This window comes from Paenibacillus sp. MMO-177, from assembly GCF_037147795.1.
GTDB lineage: Bacteria > Bacillota > Bacilli > Paenibacillales > Paenibacillaceae > Pristimantibacillus.
This window is the reverse complement of sequence record NZ_JBBCUR010000003.1, coordinates 249,276-272,929: the sequence shown is the minus strand read 5'-3', so window position 1 is coordinate 272,929 and position 23,654 is coordinate 249,276. Positions and strand designations below refer to the sequence as shown.

At 51.7% G+C, this 23,654-nt stretch carries 18 protein-coding genes; 11 read left to right on the top strand and 7 right to left on the bottom strand.

Annotated elements, in window-relative coordinates:
* Positions 1 to 250 precede the first annotated feature (250 nt).
* Positions 251 to 1,441, bottom strand: coding sequence for a pyridoxal phosphate-dependent aminotransferase (locus tag WFK81_RS12300; protein ID WP_336786715.1), 1,191 nt, complete (start codon positions 1,439 to 1,441; stop codon positions 251 to 253).
* A 120-nt stretch (positions 1,442 to 1,561) separates the two neighbouring features.
* Positions 1,562 to 2,011 (bottom strand): hypothetical protein, encoded by a 450-nt coding sequence (locus tag WFK81_RS12295; RefSeq protein ID WP_336786714.1) that lies wholly within the window; start codon positions 2,009 to 2,011, stop codon positions 1,562 to 1,564.
* Between the two features lie 117 nt (positions 2,012 to 2,128).
* Between WFK81_RS12295 and WFK81_RS12290 the strand changes: the two genes are divergently transcribed.
* Complete coding sequence (locus WFK81_RS12290; RefSeq protein WP_336786713.1) at positions 2,129 to 2,923, top strand: carbon-nitrogen family hydrolase; 795 nt, start codon at positions 2,129 to 2,131, stop codon at positions 2,921 to 2,923.
* A 4-nt stretch (positions 2,924 to 2,927) separates the two neighbouring features.
* Here the strand turns inward: WFK81_RS12290 and WFK81_RS12285 are convergent, their stop codons facing one another.
* Positions 2,928 to 3,821, bottom strand: coding sequence for a LysR family transcriptional regulator (locus WFK81_RS12285; RefSeq protein WP_336786712.1), 894 nt, complete (start codon positions 3,819 to 3,821; stop codon positions 2,928 to 2,930).
* 167 nt (positions 3,822 to 3,988) lie between these two features.
* Between WFK81_RS12285 and leuC the strand changes: the two genes are divergently transcribed.
* The 9 genes from leuC to WFK81_RS12240 all read left to right on the top strand — a co-directional run bounded on the left by leuC (position 3,989) and on the right by WFK81_RS12240 (position 18,582).
* Positions 3,989 to 5,404 carry a 3-isopropylmalate dehydratase large subunit gene (leuC, locus tag WFK81_RS12280; protein ID WP_336786711.1) on the top strand — a complete coding sequence of 472 codons (1,416 nt, stop codon included), beginning with the start codon at positions 3,989 to 3,991 and terminating at the stop codon, positions 5,402 to 5,404.
* A 30-nt stretch (positions 5,405 to 5,434) separates the two neighbouring features.
* Positions 5,435 to 6,034, top strand: coding sequence for a 3-isopropylmalate dehydratase small subunit (gene leuD, locus WFK81_RS12275; protein ID WP_336786710.1), 600 nt, complete (start codon positions 5,435 to 5,437; stop codon positions 6,032 to 6,034).
* Positions 6,035 to 6,195: 161 nt separating this feature from the next.
* On the top strand, positions 6,196 to 7,617 hold the full coding sequence (locus tag WFK81_RS12270) for an N-acetylmuramoyl-L-alanine amidase family protein (RefSeq protein WP_336786709.1): 1,422 nt from the start codon (positions 6,196 to 6,198) through the stop codon (positions 7,615 to 7,617).
* 118 nt (positions 7,618 to 7,735) lie between these two features.
* Positions 7,736 to 8,332, top strand: coding sequence for a GerMN domain-containing protein (locus WFK81_RS12265; protein ID WP_336786708.1), 597 nt, complete (start codon positions 7,736 to 7,738; stop codon positions 8,330 to 8,332).
* A 28-nt stretch (positions 8,333 to 8,360) separates the two neighbouring features.
* On the top strand, positions 8,361 to 10,844 hold the full coding sequence (locus tag WFK81_RS12260) for an S-layer homology domain-containing protein (protein WP_336786707.1): 2,484 nt from the start codon (positions 8,361 to 8,363) through the stop codon (positions 10,842 to 10,844).
* Positions 10,845 to 11,018: 174 nt separating this feature from the next.
* Positions 11,019 to 11,720, top strand: coding sequence for an endonuclease III (gene nth, locus WFK81_RS12255; RefSeq protein WP_336786706.1), 702 nt, complete (start codon positions 11,019 to 11,021; stop codon positions 11,718 to 11,720).
* Positions 11,721 to 11,726: 6 nt separating this feature from the next.
* Positions 11,727 to 11,996 (top strand): NAD/NADP transhydrogenase alpha subunit, encoded by a 270-nt coding sequence (locus WFK81_RS12250; protein WP_336786705.1) that lies wholly within the window; start codon positions 11,727 to 11,729, stop codon positions 11,994 to 11,996.
* Positions 11,997 to 12,002: 6 nt separating this feature from the next.
* Positions 12,003 to 15,659: a dynamin family protein gene (locus tag WFK81_RS12245; protein ID WP_336786704.1), complete on the top strand. Its 3,657-nt coding sequence runs from the start codon at positions 12,003 to 12,005 to the stop codon at positions 15,657 to 15,659.
* Between the two features lie 355 nt (positions 15,660 to 16,014).
* Entirely contained in the window at positions 16,015 to 18,582 is a 2,568-nt protein-coding gene (locus tag WFK81_RS12240; RefSeq protein ID WP_336786703.1) for a rhamnogalacturonan lyase, read from the top strand.
* Between the two features lie 296 nt (positions 18,583 to 18,878).
* Here WFK81_RS12240 and WFK81_RS12235 read toward each other — a convergent pair whose 3' ends face one another.
* Genes WFK81_RS12235 through WFK81_RS12225 form a run of 3 tightly spaced genes read right to left on the bottom strand, consistent with a single transcriptional unit; the run spans position 18,879 to position 21,348 of the window.
* Entirely contained in the window at positions 18,879 to 19,385 is a 507-nt protein-coding gene (locus tag WFK81_RS12235; protein ID WP_336786702.1) for a hypothetical protein, read from the bottom strand.
* A gap of 53 nt (positions 19,386 to 19,438) precedes the next feature.
* Positions 19,439 to 20,692 (bottom strand): MFS transporter, encoded by a 1,254-nt coding sequence (locus tag WFK81_RS12230; protein WP_336786701.1) that lies wholly within the window; start codon positions 20,690 to 20,692, stop codon positions 19,439 to 19,441.
* 20 nt (positions 20,693 to 20,712) lie between these two features.
* Entirely contained in the window at positions 20,713 to 21,348 is a 636-nt protein-coding gene (locus WFK81_RS12225; RefSeq protein WP_336786700.1) for a TetR family transcriptional regulator, read from the bottom strand.
* 203 nt (positions 21,349 to 21,551) lie between these two features.
* On the opposite strand from WFK81_RS12225, the gene WFK81_RS12220 reads away from it, so the two are divergent.
* On the top strand, positions 21,552 to 22,559 hold the full coding sequence (locus tag WFK81_RS12220; protein ID WP_336786699.1) for a quinone oxidoreductase family protein: 1,008 nt from the start codon (positions 21,552 to 21,554) through the stop codon (positions 22,557 to 22,559).
* Here the strand turns inward: WFK81_RS12220 and WFK81_RS12215 are convergent.
* Positions 22,556 to 23,383 carry a helix-turn-helix transcriptional regulator gene (locus tag WFK81_RS12215; RefSeq protein WP_336786698.1) on the bottom strand — a complete coding sequence of 276 codons (828 nt, stop codon included), beginning with the start codon at positions 23,381 to 23,383 and terminating at the stop codon, positions 22,556 to 22,558. The genes WFK81_RS12220 and WFK81_RS12215 overlap by 4 nt on opposite strands.
* Positions 23,384 to 23,654: the final 271 nt, after the last annotated feature.

The following is a 23,654-nucleotide window of genomic DNA, read 5'->3' as shown; positions in this document are numbered from 1 at the left end:
TCTCAAGCCTCATAACAGGAGGCGCTGTCCGGCTCTCGCCGGCCGCTCGGGGGTTGGATTCAGCAAGGAACCGAGGCAAATCTTGCAGCGATGAATTTGCTCTCTGGGCACGGCCACTCTAGCTTACTAGTCCCGTCATCACGTTACGTGTTCAGTTAATGTTAGCATATCATGATCATTCCTTACTGTAAAGCAAGGCAACCGCCATAAAAACAGTCGGCAGACCGGGATTAGCCGGTCTGCCGTCAGGTTAAAAGATGCCAAGCTTGCCAATCCGCTCGATGGCTTCTACCAGCCGTTCCTCGCTAGTCAAGAGACCTAGGCGGACATAGCCTTCGCCATGCGTGCCAAAACCGTTGCCCGGCGCAACAACGACGTCGGCTTGCTCAAGGACAAGATCTGCGAAGGATTCCGACGTATACCCCTTGGGCACCGGGAGCCAGCAGAAGAACGAACCGCCGGGACGATCCGCTTTCCAGCCGATTTTCGCAAGTGCGCCGAATACCGCTTCGCGGCGGCTCTCGTAACGGGCGGTAAGCTCGGTTACGCAATCCTGCGGACCCGTCAGGGCAAGCGCTGCCGCTTCCTGAATGCCGCCAAACAGGCTGCAGTAGTAATGGTCCTGGATCAGATTGATCAGGGATACGATTTGGGCATTGCCGATGGCAAAGCCAACCCGCCAGCCGGCCATGTTATACGTTTTGGAGAGCGTATAGAATTCTACGCCAACTTCTTTGGCACCGGGCGTTTGAAGGAAGCTGACCGGCTTTTTGCCGTCAAAGCCAATGGCGCCGTATGCAAAGTCGCTTGCAACCACGACTCCCGTACGGCGGGCAAAGACAACCGTTTCCTCATAAAAAGCGGAATCCGCAACGGCGCCTGTCGGATTGTTCGGGTAATTGATGAACATCAGCTTGGCGCGTTTCAAAGCTTCCGGATCAATAGCGTTATAATCAGGAAGGAAGCGGTTATCCGCCGTCAGCGGCATAAAGCTCATCTCCGCGCCGGAAAGCGCAACGCCCGACCAGTAGTCCGGATAACCCGGATCCGGAACAAGACATACGTCGCCGGGATTAAGCAGGCACTGGCTGATTTCAACGAGGCCTGTTTTTCCTCCGAACAAGATGGCAACTTCGGTTGCAGGGTCAACCTCAACGCCATAATCTTCTTTATAGCGCGCGGCTACCGCTTCCTTCAGGAACGAATAGCCGCTGAAAGGCGGATAACGGTGGTACATCGGATTCGCCGATGCCTCCTGCATCTTAGCTACGATATGGGGAGGGGTAGGCTGGTCCGGATTGCCTTGCCCCAGATTGATGACATCCCGGCCTTTGGCCGCTTGGGCATTCGCCTTGCCGACAAGCTTGGCGAAAAACTGCGTTGGCAGCGCCGTCATGCGGTCTGCCGGTTTTATTGCATGCTTGCTCACTTGAGTTTCCATTTGCTCACGCTCCACCATAAATGCTCTCTAATCGCCTGAACGACATTAGCTTTAATGTAGCATGTCAAAACCACTTATGTCGAGTAAATTAGTCGGCATGGAGCGGGCTTTAGATTGTTGTCAACGTGCGGGAATCCCGATCTTCTTAATAAACGGTTTGATGTCCTCTTTGAAGAGCAGAAGGTAAGGTCTGCGTTGTTCGTCGAATACGAGAAGAAGCGGAGGCTTGCCGTCGCAATAAAATAAGAACACATCGTCAGCCAGCAGCTTCGTGCCGTTCACGGAAATCGTCACAGGCTTCTCAAGCGGCACGCGGTAAACGTAATTGCAGCTGTCGTCATTCGTAAGCTGCGGGGCCATACCGGTAATGGATGAAATCCATTTGTTCGCAAACTCCTGGTATTCTTTATCGTTTGGCGTTGTAAGCACGACTTTTCCGGCTTTTACGTCAAATACCTGAACAGGCTTAAAAGGCTGATCGTCCGGTGCTGCCGCAAAAGCGGAGGCCGACGCGAACGTAAGCATGAAGCATAAGGCGAGCAGCAGGGCTGCTAATCGTTTCTGGCGCATTTTGTTTCTCTCCTTGTCCGGGAATGAATAACTCTTCTCCATTAATCTGTCCATCTTGACACAGAACCATGAGAAGGTATCATTAGGGAAAAGTAATCGATGAAGGGAATAAGACCTATGACACAGCCATTGCGTATTGCGCTTTTGCAAATGAATATAGAGGTAGGACAGCCGGAGGCGAATTTCGCCAAGCTGTCCGGCATGCTCGAGGAGGCGGTTTCCCAGCCTAACAAACCGGATGTCATTGTGTTTCCGGAGATGTGGAATACGGGCTATGCTTTAACCGAAATTACGACGATTGCGGACCCGAATGGCGAACGCACAAAAGCTTACTTATCGGATTTCAGCCGCAAGCACGGCATTCATATCATTGCCGGTTCGATCGCGGAAGGCCGCGAAGACGGCGTGTACAATACGATTTTCGCTTTTGACCGTGAAGGAAACCAGATCGGGGATTACTCCAAAATTCATTTGTTCCGCCTGATGGACGAAGAGAAATACCTGACAGCGGGGGATAAGCTTGGCAAGCTGAAGATTGATGGCGCGGGAGCGGGCATGATGATCTGCTATGACATCCGGTTCCCGGAGCTGGCCAGAAAGCTTGCGCTGGATGGAGCGAAGCTGCTCTTTGTCCCGGCTGAATGGCCGCATCCAAGGCTGCATCACTGGCGTACCCTACTGACGGCCCGCGCAATCGAAAACCAAATGTTTGTGATTGCCTGTAACCGCGTAGGCATTAGCGGAGAGACGCATTTCTTCGGCCATTCGATGGTTCTTGATCCTTGGGGCGAGACAATCGCCGAAGCCGGGGAAGAGGAGACCATTCTTTACGCCGAGATCGATTTGTCTCTCGTCGATGCCGTACGCGGGAAAATTCCGGTATTCGAGGATCGCAGACCTTCTTTATATTAAGGAACTATTTGTACTGGCTTATCGTTTTATTCATCGTTTCAATAAACGCCACGGCCGCTTTGGACAAATACCGTCCTTTGCGGCTGGCGATGATCAGAGTACGCGACGGACGGCCTTCAAGAGCAAGGTATACGGGTACAAACTCGCCGCCCGCGGCACGCGTCAGCATTTTGGGAACAAAGGTGATGCCCATCCCGCCTGCAATGAGAGACTGTACCGTTTCAATGTTGCTGCTTTCGAACACGATATTCGGCGTAAAGCCGGCTTGCTGACACAGGTTGACGAGAATCTGGCGGAAGCCCTGGCCTTTCTTCAGGCCGACAAAAGGCTCGTCCCGCAGCTCGCCGATTGAAATCTCGTCGGTGCGTCCGGCAAGACGGTGGGTGGGCGGAACGGCCAGACAAATCTCTTCCTCCATAAGCGGCTCCCACTCAAGCGTCTGATCGACGAGAGGGAGGGTGAGAAGGCTGATATCCGTTCCCCCGTTAGCCGTAAGCTGCTCCAGCTTGACGGTTGTGTCTTCCACTAATATAACCTCGATCTGCGGATACAGCTCGCCGAATACCGGTAGAACAATAGGCAGAATGTGCGATCCCGTAATAGGCAGCGTTCCTACGACGAGACGGCCTCGCTTCATTTGGGCCATATCGTCCATCTCTTGCTTTAATTGTTCGATGGCGTCCAGAATCGTCTGTGATTTCTCCACGAATACCTGGCCCGCCTGCGTCAGCTCAACCGAATTCGTCGTGCGGCGGAATAGCAGCACGCCCAGCTCCTGCTCCAGCTTGGACAGCTGCTGGCTGAGCGAAGGCTGCGCGATATGCAGCTTCTCGGCAGCGCGAGAGAAATTTTTCTCTATTGCGATTTGAATGACGTATTGAAGTTGTCTAAGTTCCATTTGAGCATTCCCCTTATAGTCTAAATGAGAAAAGTTATCGATCTTTTATAGTTATTGCCTATAATCATTATAGATATTATATCTTTGTTGAATCAAGCAGGAGATGCTATGCTAGTAACATCTAATAGAGCAAAGCGATTATTCGCTTGAACGATGGGGTGAACATAATGACGAAAAGAACACTGTTTGAGAAAATCTGGGATAAGCACGTCATTTATCAAGAAGAAGGCAAACCAAGCATCATTTACATCGACCTTCATCTGGTGCACGAGGTAACTTCGCCGCAAGCATTCGAAGGACTCCGCTTGTCGAACCGCAAAGTTCGCCGTCCTGACCTGACTTTCGCGACAATGGACCACAACGTTCCTACTAAGGACCGCTTCAATATTAAAGACCCGATCTCCAAACAACAGATCGATACGCTGACGCAAAACTGCGCGGACTTCGGCGTAAAATTGTTCGACCTGAACAACCTCGACCAAGGCGTCGTGCACGTTATGGGTCCTGAGATCGGCCTGACTTACCCGGGCAAAACGATCGTCTGCGGCGACAGCCACACTTCGACGCACGGCGCGTTTGGCGCTCTTGCGTTCGGTATCGGTACTTCCGAGGTTGAGCACGTTATGGCTACGCAATGCTTGCAGCAAGCAAAGCCTAAAACAATGGAAGTTCGCTTCAACGGTTCCCGCAAACCTGGCGTAACCGCGAAGGACTTGATCCTCGGCGTTATCGCGAAATACGGCACAGACTTCGCTACCGGCTATGTTATCGAGTACACAGGCGAAGCTATCCGCTCCCTGACAATGGAAGAGCGTATGACGGTCTGCAACATGTCGATCGAAGGCGGCGCGCGCGCCGGTCTGATCGCGCCGGACCAAACAACGTTCGATTATCTGAGAGGCCGCGAGTATGCTCCTGCCAACTACGACGAAGCCGTCGAAGACTGGAAGCAGCTCACTACAGACGAAGGCGCAACTTACGATACAGTGGTTGAATTCGACGTTGACTCCCTCATTCCTCAAGTAACTTGGGGCACTAGCCCGGGCATGGGTACAGACATCACTTCTTCCGTACCGTTCCCGAAAGATCTGCCAACCGAAAATGAGCGCAAAGCAGCGGAAAAAGCGCTTGAGTATATGGACCTGAAACCGGGTACGCCAATGTCCGAAATCGAAATCGACTATGTCTTTATCGGTTCCTGCACAAACGGCCGTATCGAAGACCTTCGCGCTGCGGCTGAAATCGCACGCGGCTACAAAGTAAGCGACAAGGTAACGGCTATCGTCGTTCCGGGTTCCGGACGCGTTAAGCTGCAAGCCGAAAAAGAAGGCCTCGACAAAGTATTTACCGAAGCCGGTTTTGAATGGCGCGAAGCAGGCTGCTCGATGTGCCTTGCGATGAACCCTGACGTATTGCAGCCGGGCCAACGCTGCGCATCGACTTCCAACCGTAACTTCGAAGGCCGTCAAGGCCGCGGCGGACGTACGCATCTCGTATCGCCGGCAATGGCTGCGGCAGCTGCAATCAAAGGTCGCTTCACTGACGTACGCGACTGGAATATCAAATCCGAAGTGTTGAACTAATTGAACGTGTGAGAGAGGGGTATTACCGACATGGAAGCTTTTAAACAACTTACGGGCATCGTTGCCCCGGTCGACCGCGTGAATGTCGACACGGACGCTATCATTCCTAAACAATTCCTGAAACGCATCGAGCGCAGCGGCTTTGGCCAATTCCTGTTCTTCGAATGGCGCTTCCACGAAAACGGCGAGGTAAACGCTGATTTCGAACCAAACAAACCGCGCTATCAAGGCGCTTCGATTCTGATCTCCCGCGCGAACTTTGGCTGCGGCTCCTCCCGCGAGCATGCTCCTTGGGCGATTCTGGACTACGGCTTCAAAGTCGTTATCGCACCTTCGTATGCGGACATTTTCTACAACAACTGCTTCAAGAACGGCATTCTGCCGATCAAGCTCAGCGAAGAGCAAGTCGAAGACCTGTTCCAACGCACGGCCAAGCATGACGGCTACAAGCTGTCGGTTGATCTCGAGAACAAAAAGCTGACTGACGAATACGGTCTTGATCTTTCCTTCGATCTTGACGAACACCGCCGCCAGTTCCTGCTTCTCGGTCTGGACGATATCGGCCTGACATTGCAGCATGAAGACAAAATTACAGCTTACGAGCAAAAGCGTCCTGCCTATCTGGGTTAATAGATAGCATTGAAAAGAGGGCAGCTCTTCGGATAAAGAAGAGTTGTCCTCTTTTTTCCTCTGCACGCAACTTTTTCTGACAAAATGCGTCTATTAATTCGTCTAGCAAAGTCGAATGATCTCACATTCGATGCAGGCAATTTCAGTCATCGAGGTGGAAAATGAAGAAGAAGTTTGTACCTATTTTGTTGTTTATGGCGGTTCTGTTTACTTTGTTCACCGGAGTGGGACAAGCTGCAACAACGCCAGTTGTCCCGAAGCTTTATCTGAACGACCAATTGCTTAAGCCTTTAGATGATCCGCAGATCGTGAACAATTTTACGCTTGTTCCGATCAGGGTCGTGTCCGAGAACATGGGCTATAAGGTGAATTGGGCGGCAGCCACAAAGACAGTCACCATACATAACGATCAGAACGAAATTGTACTTACCATTGACAACAACATCGCACTCGTCAACAACAACAAGGTGCAAATGGACATGTCTGCCAAGCTGCAGAAGGGCAGAACAACCCTGATTCCTATCCGTTTCGTAAGCGAACAGCTAGGATTAACGGTGAAATGGGATCAAGCGTCGCAGTCCGTCTATTTGTACAAAGCAGCGGATCCTGAAGAGCCTTCGACTACGCCGGATCCCGGCCAAACGGGTTCGATCACTTCCGTTCAATACGACAGCAGCTTCGGCATTATCATCGGTTACGATGGTAAAGTAACGGCAAATAAACCGTTCAAGCTCGACAGTCCAAAGCGCATCGTCATTGATTTCCCGAATACCACTTATTCGGACAATATGTCGTCGCAATTCATGGGAGCGGAAACACGGATTCCCGTCGCGGATAATCCGTATATCTCCATGTTCCGTTATTCTGTATTTTCTACGAATCCGGCTACTGCTAGACTAGTGCTCGATTTGAATACGGACAAAGACGCTGATGCTGTGGTCCAGGATAACGGGGCCGGGGTAATAACCATTGGTCTCACGGATCCGGCGACAACAACCCCGGTTGATCCGACTCCTCCGCCGGTTACAACCGATCCGGGCACGAAAGTCTATAACGTAGTTATTGATGCCGGACATGGCGGAACCGATCCAGGCGCGCAAAGCATCAACGGACGCTGGGAGAAGGAAGCCAATCTTATTTTGTCGCTTAAGGTAAAAGCTTTGCTGGACAAAGAAAAAAATATTAAGCCGCTGCTCAGCAGACCAGAGGATAAATTCGTAACGCTTGCAGACCGGGTAACGTTCGCCAAGAACAACAAAGCGGATATTTTTATTTCCTTTCATGCAAACAGTAACCCTAATTCTAGTGTGTCGGGTACGGAAACCTACTACACACGTGACAACAGCAAGGCTCTTGCCAATGTGATTCACAAGCATCTTGTTAAAGGTACCGGTCTTAAGGACCGCGGAGTTAAATACGGAAACTTGCATGTGACGAGAGAAACAACGATGCCTGCCATTTTGCTCGAGACCGGATTTTTATCCAATAAAGGCGACTCCGATATCTTGTATAACGATGCAGCGCAAAACAAAATGGCCGCAGAAATCGTAGCGGGAATTAAGGAGTACCTGAAACTTTCCTAAATTCTAAGAAGTTATTCTTTTGTCTTAAAAAAGGGCTTAGAATTCACCGGAATGAAACACGCTTGCCGTCTTATTACGGCGAAAGCTGTTTCACCTAGAGAAAGCGAGGAATTCGATCGTGCGCAAACCGGCATTCATCCTAATGTTATTTGTCATCATTCTTACTGCAGCGGCATGCGGAAATACAAATAAACCACTCGGGCAGTCCGGGAATGAGGTAAGCGGCAATGCACCTTCGCCAAGCCCTACGGTAGAAGCGTCTGCAACAACGGAGCCTGCGGCGACTCCCGATCCATCAGTAGAACCGACCGTACAGGCAGAACAAGAAACCTCGGTTAAAATCTATTATTCGGATACAGAGCTAGACAAGATGGTTTCAAAGGATGTTCCAATGAAATCGAGCTCGAATGAAGACCTGATCAAGCAGGCATTGGCTGCCTTGCAGCAAGACGGTCCCGAAGGCACGGTAAATTTGTGGAAGCCTATTCCAATCAAATCCGTGACGCTTAAGGATCATGCGGTAACGATCGATATTGAGCTGCCCGATACCGCCCGTCTTGGGGCACCCGGAGAGGGAATGCTGCTTGATACCCTGGGCAAGACGTTGTTCCAGTTCGATTTTGTGCAGTCTTACGATCTTCTGGTAGATGGCAAAGCGCTGGAGAGCCTGATGGGTCACTTTGATCTCGATCATCCAACGGTTCGTCATCCCTAGAAAATGAATTGAGGAGGATTATCCAACCATGCCAATGCATTCATCCCGTTCCAAACTTATTGCCGGCGCTTTAGCGTTCTCCTTGCTTGCCGGTGGCACCTCCATTGCCGTTCCGGCTCCATCTGCCTTTGCGGCTGTGTCGAACAGCATGTTTGTCGACACTATTCCTGCTTGGGCGCAGAAGCATGTTTCGAAGCTGGCTCTTCAAGGAATAATCAACGGTTATAAAACATCCAGCAACACGACGGAATTTCGTCCTCTGAAAAGCGTAACCCAAGAAGAAGCCGTTGTCATGGCGCTTCGATTCGCCGGGCTGGAGGGAGAAGTGAAACCGGATGATATTGTTGCATACCCGGATTCCTTCAAGGTGAGCACTTATGCAAAGCCATATATTATCGTAGCTTTCAAGCATGGCTTGCTGGACCAGAACGATGAGTACGCCAACGCGGCTGCTAACCCTAAGGCGGCATGGGGAACGACTCCAGCGACTCGCGAATGGGTAACCAAGCTGATGGTGAGAGCCATAGATAAGAAGGCTTTGGCGGATGATTTAAGCAAGACCGCTTCAACGTTTGCCGACGGCAATCAGATTACGGCCAAATATTTGGGTTACGTCAATGCGGCCGTATCGCTTGATCTGGTAAAAGGCGTGTCCGCAACGAAGTTCGACCCGAAAGCTCCGGTTAACCGGGCGAGCCTTGCGACCTTGTTCAGCCGGGCAGAGAAGCAATACAAGGTGCCTTATGCCGGACAAGTAAGCGGCATCGTTACCGCTCAAACGGCTGCATCGATCACGCTGTACAGCGAAGGAAAAGAAACGACCTACACGCTGGACTCCAATACTTTGTTCTATGCGGCAGATAGCGATAACGCCATTGCGGCGGGGGATATTAAGCCGTACACGGACGTTACGTTGATTGGCAATTCCGGCAAAGCGCTGTATGTGGAAACGCAAGGCACGGAGCAGCATGTCAAAACGACAATCGCCAAGCTGGACCGCATTAATACAACGGACCGTTACTTCTATGCTTGGGTGAACGATGAGCCTGTGAAGTTCACTTATAGCAGCGCGGTTACCGTAAAAGACAGTACCGGCAAAACGCTACAAATTTCCGACTTGAAGCGGGATACCAATCTGACCATCGTACAGGATACTTTCCGTACGGCTCCTCAGGTCGTATCCATAACGGCAGAAGTTCAGACAGGCGCTAACACCGTAAACGGACAATTTTATTCCGCAGGCAGCGGCCTGATCAATTATCTGGTAGACGGCACTCTGCAATCCAAGTTCCTGGCCGATAACGTGGCTGTCGTGATCAACGGCATCGATTCGCCTACGGTTAGCGACTTGCTCAAAGACGTTGATAATATCAAGCTTACACTGAATGATAATCAGCAAGTGACGCGCATTGAAGTGGTAAACCGGAACGTCTCGACGATTGAGTCCGCCACGGTTGTCAATTACAGCGGCGACAACAAGCTGCTTACGGTATACGATCCTGCGACTTCAAACGCAAATGCCTTGTTCCTGACGGATTCCACCAAGATTGATTACAGCGGATCGTCCATCACGGTAAGCCAGGCCAGATCTTATCTGGTTGCGAACCGCAAAGTAAAAATTACGTATTCCGGCAAAAACATTATTTCGCTCAGCTTTATTTACAAGCAGACCGGCAGCTTGGTGTCGGTTAATACAACGGATAAATTATTGTCCGTTAAACTCGATTCCGGCGAGAAGGTATCCATTCCTTATGTATCGCCGCTTCTCCAAATTCCCGGCGTTTCGGTACCGACAATCGGAAGCCTGCAGGCAGGGGATACGGTAACCGTGCTGCTGGATGCCAACCAGGAGAAAGCAGCTACGATTCAGGTTCATAAAACCTTGCAATACCAGGTTGTGTCCGCAAACGCGTCTACAAAGCTTGTTACGGTGAAAGCGGCGGATAATACGCAAAGAGACATTTCGCTCGTTAACGTTCCGATCACGGACGAGAACGGAAATGCTCTGACGGTTGGCGCTCTGACAAGCGGTACCATCATTAATGTCCCTTACATCGGCAGCAACATCCAGTCGGTGAAGACGATTACGATGAAATACGGCACGGTTTCATCCGTAGCGGCGAGCAGCCTGACCGTCACCGAACCTAACGGTACATCGTCAACGGTTTCATTCTCGAAAGGGATTAAAGTGATCAAAGGCACACAGACGACTTATTCGTCTTCCGCGGTAGCTGCAGGAGATATCATCCAAGTCTACAAGGACGAGAACGAACAGACGATTGTTACTGTAGCAATCGGCGAGAAGCGTACTTACTGGAAGTATGATGCTCCAAACGCAACCCTGTGGACTTACAAAAACACTTCGGAGGATAACGGCAACTTTGCCTATCTTACTTCGAATACCAAAATCCTGTATAACAATGCGTCCATCCAAGTGAGCGCATTAAAAGACGGGGATACGATTACGATTTATGCCTTCAATAATACGGCTCTCAAAATCGTAAAATCGTAGGCTTCTGTAAAATATTAGCCGGATTCAAAGAAGATATCGGTCTAAATTCTTATATTTTGTGAAAATACCGTCCAAATGGGCGGTTTTTTCTTTATTTACGGCCGAATAAGGTTGCTTCTCGTGACAAATTTCGCTACACTTTGAACGATAGTGTTTGGGATTAGGAGAGAGACGATGAATGCGAAGCAGAAGATGCGACATATATTGGATACGTTGGCGGAGATGTTCCCGGATGCACATTGTGAATTGCATCACAGTAATCCGTTCGAACTGACCATTGCCGTCCTGCTGTCGGCGCAATGTACGGATGAGACGGTGAACAAAGTAACCGTAAATCTGTTTCAGAAATACAAACGGCCGGAGGATTATTTGGCTGTGCCGCTGGAAGAGCTGGAGCAGGATATTCGCCGTATCGGACTATTCCGCAGTAAGGCATCTAATATTCAAAAGCTATGCCGCATCCTAATCGATAAATACGAAGGGGAAGTTCCCGAGAGGCATGAGCAGCTGACGGAGCTGCCCGGCGTTGGGCGGAAGACAGCCAATGTTGTTGTCTCAAACGCGTTTGGCGTTCCCGCAATCGCCGTAGATACGCATGTGGAGCGGGTATCGAAACGGCTTGGCGTGGCTAAGCTGGATGATACCGTGCTGGAAGTTGAAAAGAAGCTGATGAAGCTTGTGCCCCGCGAGGAATGGACGCTCACCCATCACCGGCTCATTTTTTTCGGCCGCTATCATTGCAAAGCACAAAACCCGCAATGTCCGATATGCCCGCTGCTGGATATGTGCAAGGAAGGCAAACAGCGCATGAAGCCGGGTGGACAAACGAAAACTAAAATTAAGGCAACTAAACCGAAAAAAGCCAATGAAGGATGATGACTAATGAAATGCATTTCCGTGTATACAAACAATTTTGAGCTGTTCTCCGATATTTTTGAGCAGGTTCTCGAAGCACCTCCGCAAGAAAACGAGGATATTCTGGTAGAAGGCGTTACCGTAAGCGGCTCCGGCGATGTGCCGGATCAGTACATCGAGCGTATGCGCCAAAAGCCTGAAGTTGTTGTGATGAAGGAAAAAGAGCGCAACATTATGATTTTGCAGCACGGCAACGTATTTGAAATCTGCCTGCCTGGGGAAGAGGAAGCTGTATAGACCATGATGGAAACGACAGTACGAAGCATGACAGAGGCACTGTCCCATGCCGCTGCGGAAATGCAGTCGGCCGGCGACAGTCTACACGCAAAGCAAGTACTGGAGTTGAACAGTAAGCTGGCCGAAGGCCGGCTTACTGTTGCATTTTGCGGACATTTTTCAGCCGGCAAATCAACTCTGGTCAACCGATTATGCGGAGCACAGCTGCTTCCGTCCAGCCCGATTCCTACGAGCGCAAACGTCGTAGCCATCCGAGGCGGCGAGACGGCAAAGGCAAGCGTCGTAAGCGTAAAGAACGGAGAACGCGTCAGCGTGGATATTCCGCTCGAGCAGCTGGACGCGTATTGCAAAGACGGAGAGAACATTGAATCCGTCTCGATTTATTATCCTACCGATCGTCTTGGCGATCATACGGTTCTTCTTGATACTCCGGGTATCGATTCCACGGATGACGCTCACAGAATGTCGACCGAATCCGCTCTTCATTTGGCGGATGTCGTCTTTTATGTCATGGATTATAACCATGTCCAATCCGAGATTAACTTTGCGTTCGCGAAGCAATTGAAGGACTGGGGCAAGCCCTTATACTTTATCGTAAATCAGATTGATAAGCACCGTGACCGTGAATTGTCGTTCGAGCAGTACCGGAAGAGTGTGGAAGAAGCGTTTCAAGCTTGGCATCTGGAGCCGGCGGGAATCGTTTATTTGTCGTTGCGGCAGCCGGATCATCCTCATCAGGAATGGGAGCAGCTCGAGCTTTTGCTATCCCAGCTGGCTGCGGAGAGAGTACCTCTTGCGGCTTACAGCGTAGATGCTTCGCTGCATCATCTGGTGGCCGAGCACAAGAAATGGTGGGACCTGCGGGATGAACCGGAGCGTGAACGCCTTATTGCCGAAGCTGGCGGCGAGGAAGCGGCAGCCAAGGTGAAGGCGGAGATGGCTCAGCTTGAAGCCGAGAAGAACAGGCTTGCCGAAGAGCCGGAGCGCCTGCGCGTTGAGCTCCGCCGCAGCGTCCAATCGCTTCTGGATAATGCGATCATTACTCCGGCGCCCTTGCGGGACAAAGCGCATGTTTTCCTGGAAAGCCGGAAGCCCGGCTTCAAGACGGGCCTGCTGTTTGCCGGGGCGAAAACGGCAGCTGAGCAGGAACGGAGACTGGAGACGTTCCGGACGGAATTTGCTTCCCAGGTGAATGCCGCCATTGATTGGCATGTGAAGGATCTGCTTCGCCGTGCGGCGGAGAAGGCAGGCTATCCGGCTGACCGGATGGAGCAGGAGTTGATCTCCGGCTTGTCCTGGCAGCCTGAGCCGAACTGGCTTATCGAGAAAGTAAATACCGGGGCAACCTTCGGCAATGAATATACGATGGTCTACAGCCGCGAGCTTGCCGCGGAAGTGAAGCTCATCTACCGCAAGCACGCGTTCGATATTATCGACGTGCTTGCGCAGCATGTTGCCGCCGCGAGCACAGCCGCAGCGGATGAGGTTGCCGCGCAGCTAGCGGCGCTTGGCGAGCAGGCCGGCGCGCTCGCGCAGTTCGCAGCGCTGGCGCAGCGCGCGTCCGCGCATGCGGCGCAGCTTGCCGCCGCGCTGCCGCCGCGCGCGCCGCGCCCGGCGCTGCCGGCGCCACGCGCCGCGCACGCGGCTGCGCCAGCGGCAAGCGGCAGCGCCGCAAGCGCCGGCGCGCCAGCGCAGCCGCGTATGGCCGCGCGCGCAGCGGCGCCGCAGGCAGGCGCCGCATTGGCCGGCGGCGCAGCGCTCGCGCAGCAGCATAGCGCCGCGGCGCGCCTTACGCGCGCGGCTGCGCTGCTCGCGCCTTACGCGCCGCTGACCGCCAGCGCGGACGCTATGCGCGACAAAGCGAACCGGCTGCGGGACAGCCGGTTCACCATCGCGCTGTTCGGAGCCTTCAGCGCGGGCAAATCCTCGCTCGCAAACGCGCTGCTTGGCGAGCCCGTGCTGCCGGTGTCGCCGAACCCGACAACCGCAGCGATCAACCGTCTCGTGCCGCCAACGGCCGAGCACGAGCATGGCACGGCCCTTGTCGTCATGAAGTCCCATGACGCCATTATCGAAGATCTGCGCTACTCGCTGGCGCTGCTTGGCGAGGACGCTTCCGAATCGGCTTTGCCTAACGCATCGGCTATTATGCTTGCCATTGATATGCTGACCCCGGATGTCATCCATGCCGGCGGACGTCCGCATTACAGCTTCCTTCGCGCAGCCCGCAAAGGCTGGGAAGCGCATGAAGCGCTGCTTGGCACCCAAATTTCGGTCTCGCAGGACGAATACGAGAAGTTTGTTGCCGAGGAGTCCCGTTCCTGCTTCGTCAGCGAAATCGAGCTTCATTACGATTGCCCGCTGACGCGCCAAGGGATCGTGCTTGTGGATACGCCGGGGGCAGACTCCGTAAATGCCCGGCATACGGGCGTAGCCTTCAATTACATCAAGAACGCGGACGCCGTACTGTTCGTTACTTACTATAACCATGCCTTTTCGCAAGCGGACCGTCAGTTCCTGATGCAGCTTGGACGCGTGAAGGATCAATTCGAGCTTGATAAAATGTTCTTCTTGGTTAACGCAGCCGATCTGGCAGCCGATGATGAAGAGCTTGAGGGCGTGCTTAGCCACGTCGAGACCAACCTGCTTCAGCATGGCATCCGGAACCCGCGCTTGTTCCCGGTATCCAGTCTGCAAGGCCTGGATGCCAAGATGGACGGCAATATGGAGCTGCTCTCGCAGTCTGGCATTGGTGCCTTTGAACAGTCGTTCCTTGGCTTTGTGCAGAATGATCTCGGCAAGCTGGCTATTGATGCGGCAGAGCAGGAGATTGCAAGAGCCGCTTCCACGGTGGCAGGCTGGCTGAAGAGCGCCGCGGGCGATGCTGCCTCCCGACTGGCGGAAAGCGAACGCCTGGGCAAGCTGCAGGTTGAAGCGAATGCCTCGATCCGGACCTTCCAGGAAAACGATCCTCCGGCGCAAATGCTTCAAGAGCTGAATGAGCTGCTGTATTACGTGGTGCAGCGGATTCAGCTTCGCTTCGGAGAATTTTACAATTACGCGTTTAACCCTTCCACGCTGCAGGATGACGGCCGCGATCTGCGCAAAATGATCTGGACCGCATGGCTGGAGCTTCAGCGTCAGGTGCAGACCGAGCTGTCCCAGGAGCTTCAGGCGACAACGCTGCGGATGGACCGCAAGGTGAACAGCCTGCTCAAGAAGCTGTACGCGAATCTGACCGAGCAGCTGGAATCGCTGATTGCCGGTTACAGCAGCGCAGCTTATGCGGCGAAGGATCTTCCTACCCCGGACGCCGTAGTAGAATGGAAAATGTCCGGCGTGGATGCCAAATGGCTGTGGAGCCGCTTCAAATCCCCCCGCCAATTTTTCGAGGGTGAAGGGAAGGCCGCTCTCCGCAAAGAGCTGGAGGAGGCTATCTCTCCGGCCTTGCAAGCGTGGATGAATGAGCATATCGACAGCTGGTCCGGCCTGTATACCGGCCTGTGGAGACAATGTGCGGAAGAGACTGGCGCTGCCCTTGCAGACGATTTATCCCGTTATGTGCAAGGTATGCAGACCTCCTTGTCCGACGAAGCGGATACCGAGCAGCTTGGAAGACTGCATCAGCAGATTGCGGAGCTTCAATCCTCGGCTGAGGCTTAAACGATTATTGCATTTATCGCATTTATGCCCGCAACGGCTTTATGAGCCGTTGCGGGCTTTTTTTACGACTAAGGGTGGACCAGCGCTATGAATCCTACGGACTAGATCTTCGGAAAGCGATCCTCAGGATGCAGGGTACCGGGATGATCGTGGCTAGGTTAGTTAAAGTTGTCGCCCACAAAGTCGGTTTTTTGGGAGAAATACACTGTTTTTTAGATGGGAAATGTTTGCACCGCAACTATAATGAAGGGGTGATTTTCCAATATTTATCTGGTATAGGAAGAAAGGAGGGTAATCCTGGCAACTGCTTTTGTAAGCGCATCCAAATCTATTTTTCTTCGGGAGGAACGAGTAAATGGCAAAGCGTGCAACTAGCGGGAAAACAATTCGTACAATGATGGCCGGCGTTCTCGCCTTATCTCTTACGACGACGGGTTCTGCATGGGCAGCTCCTGCGGATCAAGGTACTGTAAGCCAACAAGGGGGCATAGGGCGCGTGCAATTAGAATATTTGGACCGGGGACTTGCGGCAGCTACAACCTCTGAAGGCGTGTTTATCAGCTGGAGGCTCTTATCCTACGAGGTAACGGGCAGCACGGAAAAAGGTTTAAAGGGACCGGCATTTAACGTCTACCGGGAAGGGGTTAAGATTGCTACCGTTACGGACAGCACCAATTATCTGGATCGGTCGGGAACATCATCTTCGAAATATTACGTGTCGGCGGTAACCGGCGGGAAAGAAACCGATCAGAGCGCTGCCGTTCAGCCATGGGCGCAGGCTTATTATGACTTGAAGCTGAACAAGCCCGCGGATGCGGTTACGCCAAAAGGCGAGGCTTACACGTATTCCGCCAACGATATGAGCGTGGGAGACGTAGACGGCGACGGTCGTTACGAATTTTTCGTCAAATGGGAGCCTTCCAATTCCAAGGATGTCTCGCAACGGGGCTATACGGGCAAAACTTATATCGATTGTTATACGTTCGAAGGCAAGCTGCTGTACCGGGTTGATCTTGGCGTTAACATTCGTTCCGGAGCGCATTACACGCAATTCCTGGTTTACGATTTTGACGGGGACGGCAAGTCGGAGATGATGTTCAAGACCGCCCCGGGTACTAAAGTGCTGAAATACGGTGCAGACGGCAAGGTCGAATCGGAAAAATATATTACCATGCCAAAATCGGATCTGGATGCCGGCTACAGCAATGAAGACGATTACCGCCTCAGCGCGCAAGGCTATTACGATCATGTGGTGAACATGTTTATGGGCTGGAGCGACCGGGAAGAGGTGAAGAACGGCAGCTGGCCCAAGACGCTGGAGGAAGCTTTCGGCATTGCGCCGAAATACAGCTATCCGCTGTCGCTTGAGGATGCGCGCAGCCTGACGGATTATTTCATGGACGTCTACGCGCCAAGCCGGAGCGTAAACAACAAGCTGCGCGAATTCGAGGGCTTTATTGTGGACGGGCCGGAGTACTTAACCGTATTCGAGGGAGAGACCGGCAAAGAGCTGGAGACCATTCCGTTCAAGACGCCTCGGGAGGATGACGGATTGTTGTGGGGCGACTATGCGATGAGCCGGATCGAGCCGGCTAACCGGGTAGACCGGTTCCTTGCCGGAGTTGCTTATCTGGACGGTCAAAATCCGTATGCCGTTTTTGCGAGAGGTTATTACACAAGATCAACTCTCGTCTCTTATGGTTGGGATGGCCATCATCTGAAGGAGAACTGGTACGTGGACAGCGGCTGGACGCCGATGACGAACCCGTTTAATGACGGGCCGCATGGCCGGGACGGCACGGATCCGGAGTTTGGTACGCTTACTACCCAAGGCGCGCACTCGCTAAGCGCGGCGGACGTAGACGGCGACGGCAAGCAGGAGATTGTTTACGGCTCCGCAACGATTGACCATGACGGCAGTCTGCTCTACAGCTCGATGGATGTGATGCCTCCTCAAAGCGCAACGCCCGGCGCGGTAGCAAGACTTGGCCACGGTGATGCTTTGCATGTGACGGACATCGATCCGAACCGTCCGGGCCTTGAAATCTTTATGGTTCATGAGGGGGGAGCTTATGCTCCATACGGTTATTCGCTGCGCGATGCAAAGACTGGGGAAGTGTTGTATGGCGGATATACCGGCAAGGATACGGGACGCGGCATGATTGGGGATGTGGATCCAGCAAGACCCGGTCTGGAAACGTGGGCAGTTGGTCTCTGGAGCGCTGACGGTCAGAAGCTGGGGAATACGGCGCCGGGAACGAATATGAGCATCAAATGGGCGGGGGATATGACGACGCAAATCGTGAATGGCGCAATCGACGCAACGCCAACCATTGATGACTGGAAGCGGGGGAGACTGCTTACGGCAACCGGAACCTTGACCAACAACTATACGAAGGGCAATCCTTCGCTTGTGGCCGATATTTTTGGCGACTGGCGAGAGGAGCTGCTTGTACGTACAACGGACAGCAGCGCCATCCGGATTTATATGAGTACGGAGCTGACCGACCGGAAGCTGTATACTTTGATGCATGATCCGCAGTACAGAGCCGAGGTTGCCCGTCAGAATACGGCATACAACCAGCCTTCGTATACAAGTTTCTATTTTGCATCGGACACGAACTTTAACAACGTACCGGTTCCGAACGCATCGCTTCCGGGTCTCTTAAGCAGCCTGCAAAATAAGCTGGACGGCTATATCGCGGACGGCAGCGTAAAAGGGGCAATTGTCAGCCAGCTGACCAATTCCCTGAAGCAAGCACAGCATCAATACGAGAAGGGAGACAAGGACAAAGCCGCTGATTTTGCCGGCAAATTCCTGTCACAGCTGGAGAAGCGTTCCGGTATAGGTCAAGTATCGGATGCGGCCGTCAAAAATCTGACCTCTCAAGCCCAGCTGCTGCTCTCGCAATGGACTAAATAATCGGAATAGGAAATTTGCAAGGTCACGGTGAAAGGATCCGCTTAAGCTCATTCGAATGCTAAACTACAGTTAAAAACGCGAATGAGGGAATAGAAAGTTAATCTTCATGCGAAAGTGCAGGTAAATATCGCAAGTTGCACGTTAAATGCCGAAATTATGGTGATTTACCTGCACTTTTGCATTAGTTAAGTTGGAGAAACAGTTATAAGATTAAATAACCTGTACTTTTGCAGGCTGATCGACAAATAACAGGGGCTATCCCATTTGTCATGTTGATGACTTATGGGATGCCCCGTTTAATCATATCCGCCTTCGGCAGCGGGCAAGGCTTTATAAGCGTCTTTTTCTTCCACAATCTGCTGGATATAACTCCTTAGCTCGAGTAAATCCTTCGCATCTATAGTCATGTCGCAGTACTCATTTGTCCATGACAAGGTCTTCGTCTCGCCGCTAACGGTAATTTTCCAGCTGTCGGTGCTGCTTGGCGTCTGAGAACAGTTACCCTTCTGCGGAAACTGTTTCTCGTCCAGGATGCCGATGTCTTTCATTTTGCCGTAAATCGACTGCAACTCCTCCTTGCTGAAAGACAAAGCGGCCGTAGCCGTCCCCTTCGTGATGAGATCTTTTGTAACGGTGCCGTTATACGTGTTGATTTCGTTTTTATTGACTTCCCCGTAACCAAAGCTGACGGAGAATCGGAAGTCCTCCGGCATATCCTCGGGCATCTGAATCTTCTGCGACTCCTTGCTGCATCCCGCGAGAAACGCAAAAGCAACGCTTAGGATAATAAGAATACGGATCATGTTCTCCCCCCTTGCAAAGATAACGCAAAAAGAGGAGGAATGGTTGCGCTTGTTTATGCCGTTTGCGTAGTCTTTGCTTGATTTCTGACTAGAGGAGGCAGCACGACAAAGTAATAAATGCTTACGCCAAGCATGCAGATGGCGAGGATGTAATGCAGCCAGGCGATGGAGATCCAGGTAGGAAACGCCAAGGCTACAAAGCCAAGAGCCAATGAATGGCCCAGCATCATAACAGGATCGGTCAAAGCATTGACTTTCCCCATGAATTGCGGCGCAACAAGCTCGGGCATCCATCCGCCGATGACGATATTAGCCGGTGCTAGAATAACCCCGGTCAGAAGAATGAGGCCAAGATACGCGTAGATTGACGATATCGAGCCAATTGTAAACGCAAGAAGGCTGGCGAGGAAAAAACCGGCTATCATGACATTGGTTTTTGAGGATTTTTTTATGAGGACAGGTGCAATCATGCTTCCGATCAAGAATCCGATGCCGAGAAAAATCATAATGAGGGAAGAATAAAGCAAATAATTTTCCGGACTTAGTTTATATTTCATGACGAAAATCGGAAGAACGGCAAACACGCCATTCACGATCCCGAAAAAGAAGAAGCCGTGTATCAGGTTCAACAGCAGTTTGTCGCGATAGATATATTGAATTCCTTGCGCGAAATCTTTCCATATAAGTGAAGTACTAATGTCGCGCACCCGGCTTTTCCCGTTAGGAAATCGGGAAGCTTCCGGATATCGTCCCCAAGCTATAAGCAGGCCTGAGACAATAAAGCTGATCGCATCGATTAGAATGGCACCTTCAATCCCGAGCCAGTGATAGGCTGCCGCGCCAAGGCTTAAACCAAACAACATGAACAAAGCGCTAACGATCTGGTTTAATCCCGCTGCTTGAACATATTGTTCTTGCGCGAGACATCCTTGCACGAGTCCCATCTCGGCAGGACCGAAAAATCGGGCTATTGCGCTGCGAAGGAACAATACCAGGAAACAAAGAAAGAGCCAATCGGAATGAACGCAGACAAGCAGGACGAATGTAAGCATAGTACGGATCCAGTCACTGTAAGCCGCTATGAACTTTCGGTCGAAGCGGTCGGCGACAACTCCGACAATCCAGAATACGGCGAGAGTCGGGACCGAATACATAAGCTCAGCCGTTGAGGCGAGCGAAGGTCGGGAAGCGAATCTGTCAACCAGATAATAAGCGAATGCCATATTGCCGATGACCGTTCCAAGCTGAGAAGCGATAGAAGCCATAAATAGCTTGTTAAACGCGGGATTGCGAAACAATGTGATCACGGCTCACCCTCCTATTGGTTTTATCCGTCAAGGGACGGGTTTAATAAACGATAAAAGTATTGGCTCATCTCCTCAAGCTGAACGGTTGTGCGCGCCATTTCAGCGCCAACGGCAAAGGTAAGGGTAATGATGCCTTCCTGATAGGAGGAGATCATTCTGGCGATGTCCGTTACCGGCTTTGCCGGATTAAATTCACCTTTGTCAATGCCAATCTGAAGTAGGCCCGATAAACGATTTATTCCATTTTCGTAACGTTGAAGCAGCAATGCTCTTATTTCCTTGTCCCTCCAGCCGGTAAGGAAATATTCATAGAAGGCGGGAAGCAAGCTTTCGTTTCCGGGTAAACACAGCTCTTCTTTCAACTGATTAATCTGATTGTTGATGATTGGCCAGATGCGGGGGTTCATGGCTAGAGCTTCCACTAGCTGCTTGTCGTATTCCTCGTCTTGATGATCCATTAAAGCTTCAAAAATCTCTTCTTTGGTTTGAAAATATAAGTAAATCCACCCTCGACTCATGCCCGTCTCGATGACAATGTCCTTTAACGTTGCCGCACCATAACCTTTTACCGTAAACACTTGTTTTGCGGCTTCGAGAATTTGAAGCCTGCGTTGTTCCTTTTGATCGTTTGAAATTTTAGGAGACATTTCCTTCATACCAACCTTCCAATAAAAATGAACCGTGTGTCATTTTTATTATAATGACACGCGGTTCATTTTTCAATCGTGATGATCCATGATTTCCGTTTTTTTCTCTCTATTGCCTGTTACTCCGGGTACCTGTATAACCGCCAACTGGCTGCCTCCCTTTGTTTTTCTCATAATGGGATAGAACTTACAAGAACAAGGAGGCGCTTGATATGCGTGCAATGATGATTCCACAGTTTGGTGATGCCAAAGTATTGACCGTGACCCGTTTGGAGGTTCCCGCACCGGGACCTGCAGAAGTTACGATAGATGTTGCTTATGCCGGAGTTAACTATGCGGAGGTGTTGTTCCGGAAAGGCGGCGTGCCGAATTTGCCTCTTCCTTTCGTACCTGGCATCGAAGTTTCCGGTACGATTCGGGAGGTTGGGGAGAAGGTAACGGGGCTTAGTCCCGGCCAACGCGTTGCAGCCTTAACGATTGTTGGCGGCGGCGGTTACGCGGAAGTTGTCAAAGTGCCGGCAGAGCTGGTATTCCCGCTTGATGAAGCGGGAAGCCAAGTCAGCATGGAGAGCGCGGCAGCTTTCCCGTCGAATGTAACGACTGCGTACATGATTGTTTCGCAGGTGTCCCGCATGCACCATGGAGAGACGGTGCTGGTCCACGCGGCTGCGGGAGGCGTAGGCAGCGCGATCGGGCAGGTCGCGAAGGCGCTTGGGGCCGGACTAGTTATAGGAACGGTCGGAAGTCCCGATAAAGTGGATTATGCGAAAGGCTTAGGTTATGACGAGGTCTATCTTCGGGAGGATTTCGAGAAGCTGGTATCAGAGAGGACGGGCGCACAGGGTGTGGACGTTGTGGTTGACCCGGTTGGCGGATTGATGAGGGAAGCGTCGATGCGACTGCTTAAGCCACTCGGAAGATTAGTCGCGATGGGGAATGCCAGCGATGCAAAAGACGTGAAGCAATCCATCAATGAATTATGGTTTACCAGTAAAACGGTATCCGGCTTTAATCTGCAGCTGTTGAGTATGACGGCACCGCAGCTGGTGGCCGAATCCGCACGGAAAGCCTTGGCCCTGGTGGCGAGCGGAAAGGTAAAAGTAGATGTAACAGGCATTATGCCGCTTCATGAAGCCGGAGAAGCCCATAGACAAATCGAGGATAGAAAATCTACGGGCAAGTTGGTATTGGAAGTGGGATCCCGGCAATCGGATCGCTAGCTGTCAAGCAGCAGCAGCATTTTTTCTTGCGTACCGGTTCCTTCCTTCGGCATGTACACGCAGCAATGCGTGCTGCTGTCCCCGTTGATATGGGAGAAGGTATTGATATTGAAGGTGAGCAGTCCTGCCTCCGGATGAAGAAGACGAATGGTCTTGATTGTCTTATCCATAATGTCGTGGGTTGACCATAGTTCGAGAAATTCCGGACTTGCCGCCGTCAGCCGATCAATCAACTTGCGGAAGGAAAGGTCGTTTAAATTTTTTTCGTAGCGTCCGCGAAGCACGCCGGCCGTATATTGGGCGTATTCCTCCCAATCCGGTATCGAATGGCGCAAGTTGTTATCCGTGAACGTCAGCCAGGCCATGCAGCGGTCTTCCGCGGAAACCGAAGGAAAGTCGAAAATGATCCGGCAAGCGGCATTGTTCCAGCACAGAACCTCCGTACGTTCAGTTGCAACGAAAGCAGGGTAAGGGAGCTGATCGATAAGCTTTTCGATATCCGGAGACAGCTGTTTTATAGCTGGTGCAGCATTCGGAAGCTCCAGGTTCGCCAGGTGAAGCATATGCAGATGCTCGTTCGCGCTTAGCTTTAGTGCCTGGGCGACACTGTCCAGCACTTGTCTCGACGGGGTGGATGCCCGCCCTTGCTCGAGCCAGGTATACCAGGTGGTGCTGACATGGGCAAGTTGGGCGACCTCTTCGCGGCGGAGACCGGGCGTTCTTCGTTTGCCGTAACCCGAAGGAAGACCGGCTTCGGAAGGATTCATTTTCTCCCTTCGCGATTTCAGAAATTGTCCGAGCAGGACGGCTTTTTGCTTATCCATTGGCATGCTCCTCCTCGTTCCTTTATACCCCTCATTATACTCGGGGATGATGATGGAACAAGAGCTGGTCATTGTCCTGTTGACTCCTACGAAGAAGCGTCCTTTCCTTATGGAAGGGCGCTTCTTATTTTTTTAAAAAAACTTTCCCAGGCTCATTTACATATCTCTGTGTGCTTCTGTGCAAAAATGGAGGAATTGCCACACATCTGGGATGATTATGGATTATTTAGGAGGATACCCCGTTAATGTTTCCCGATTCGCCACAATCGGC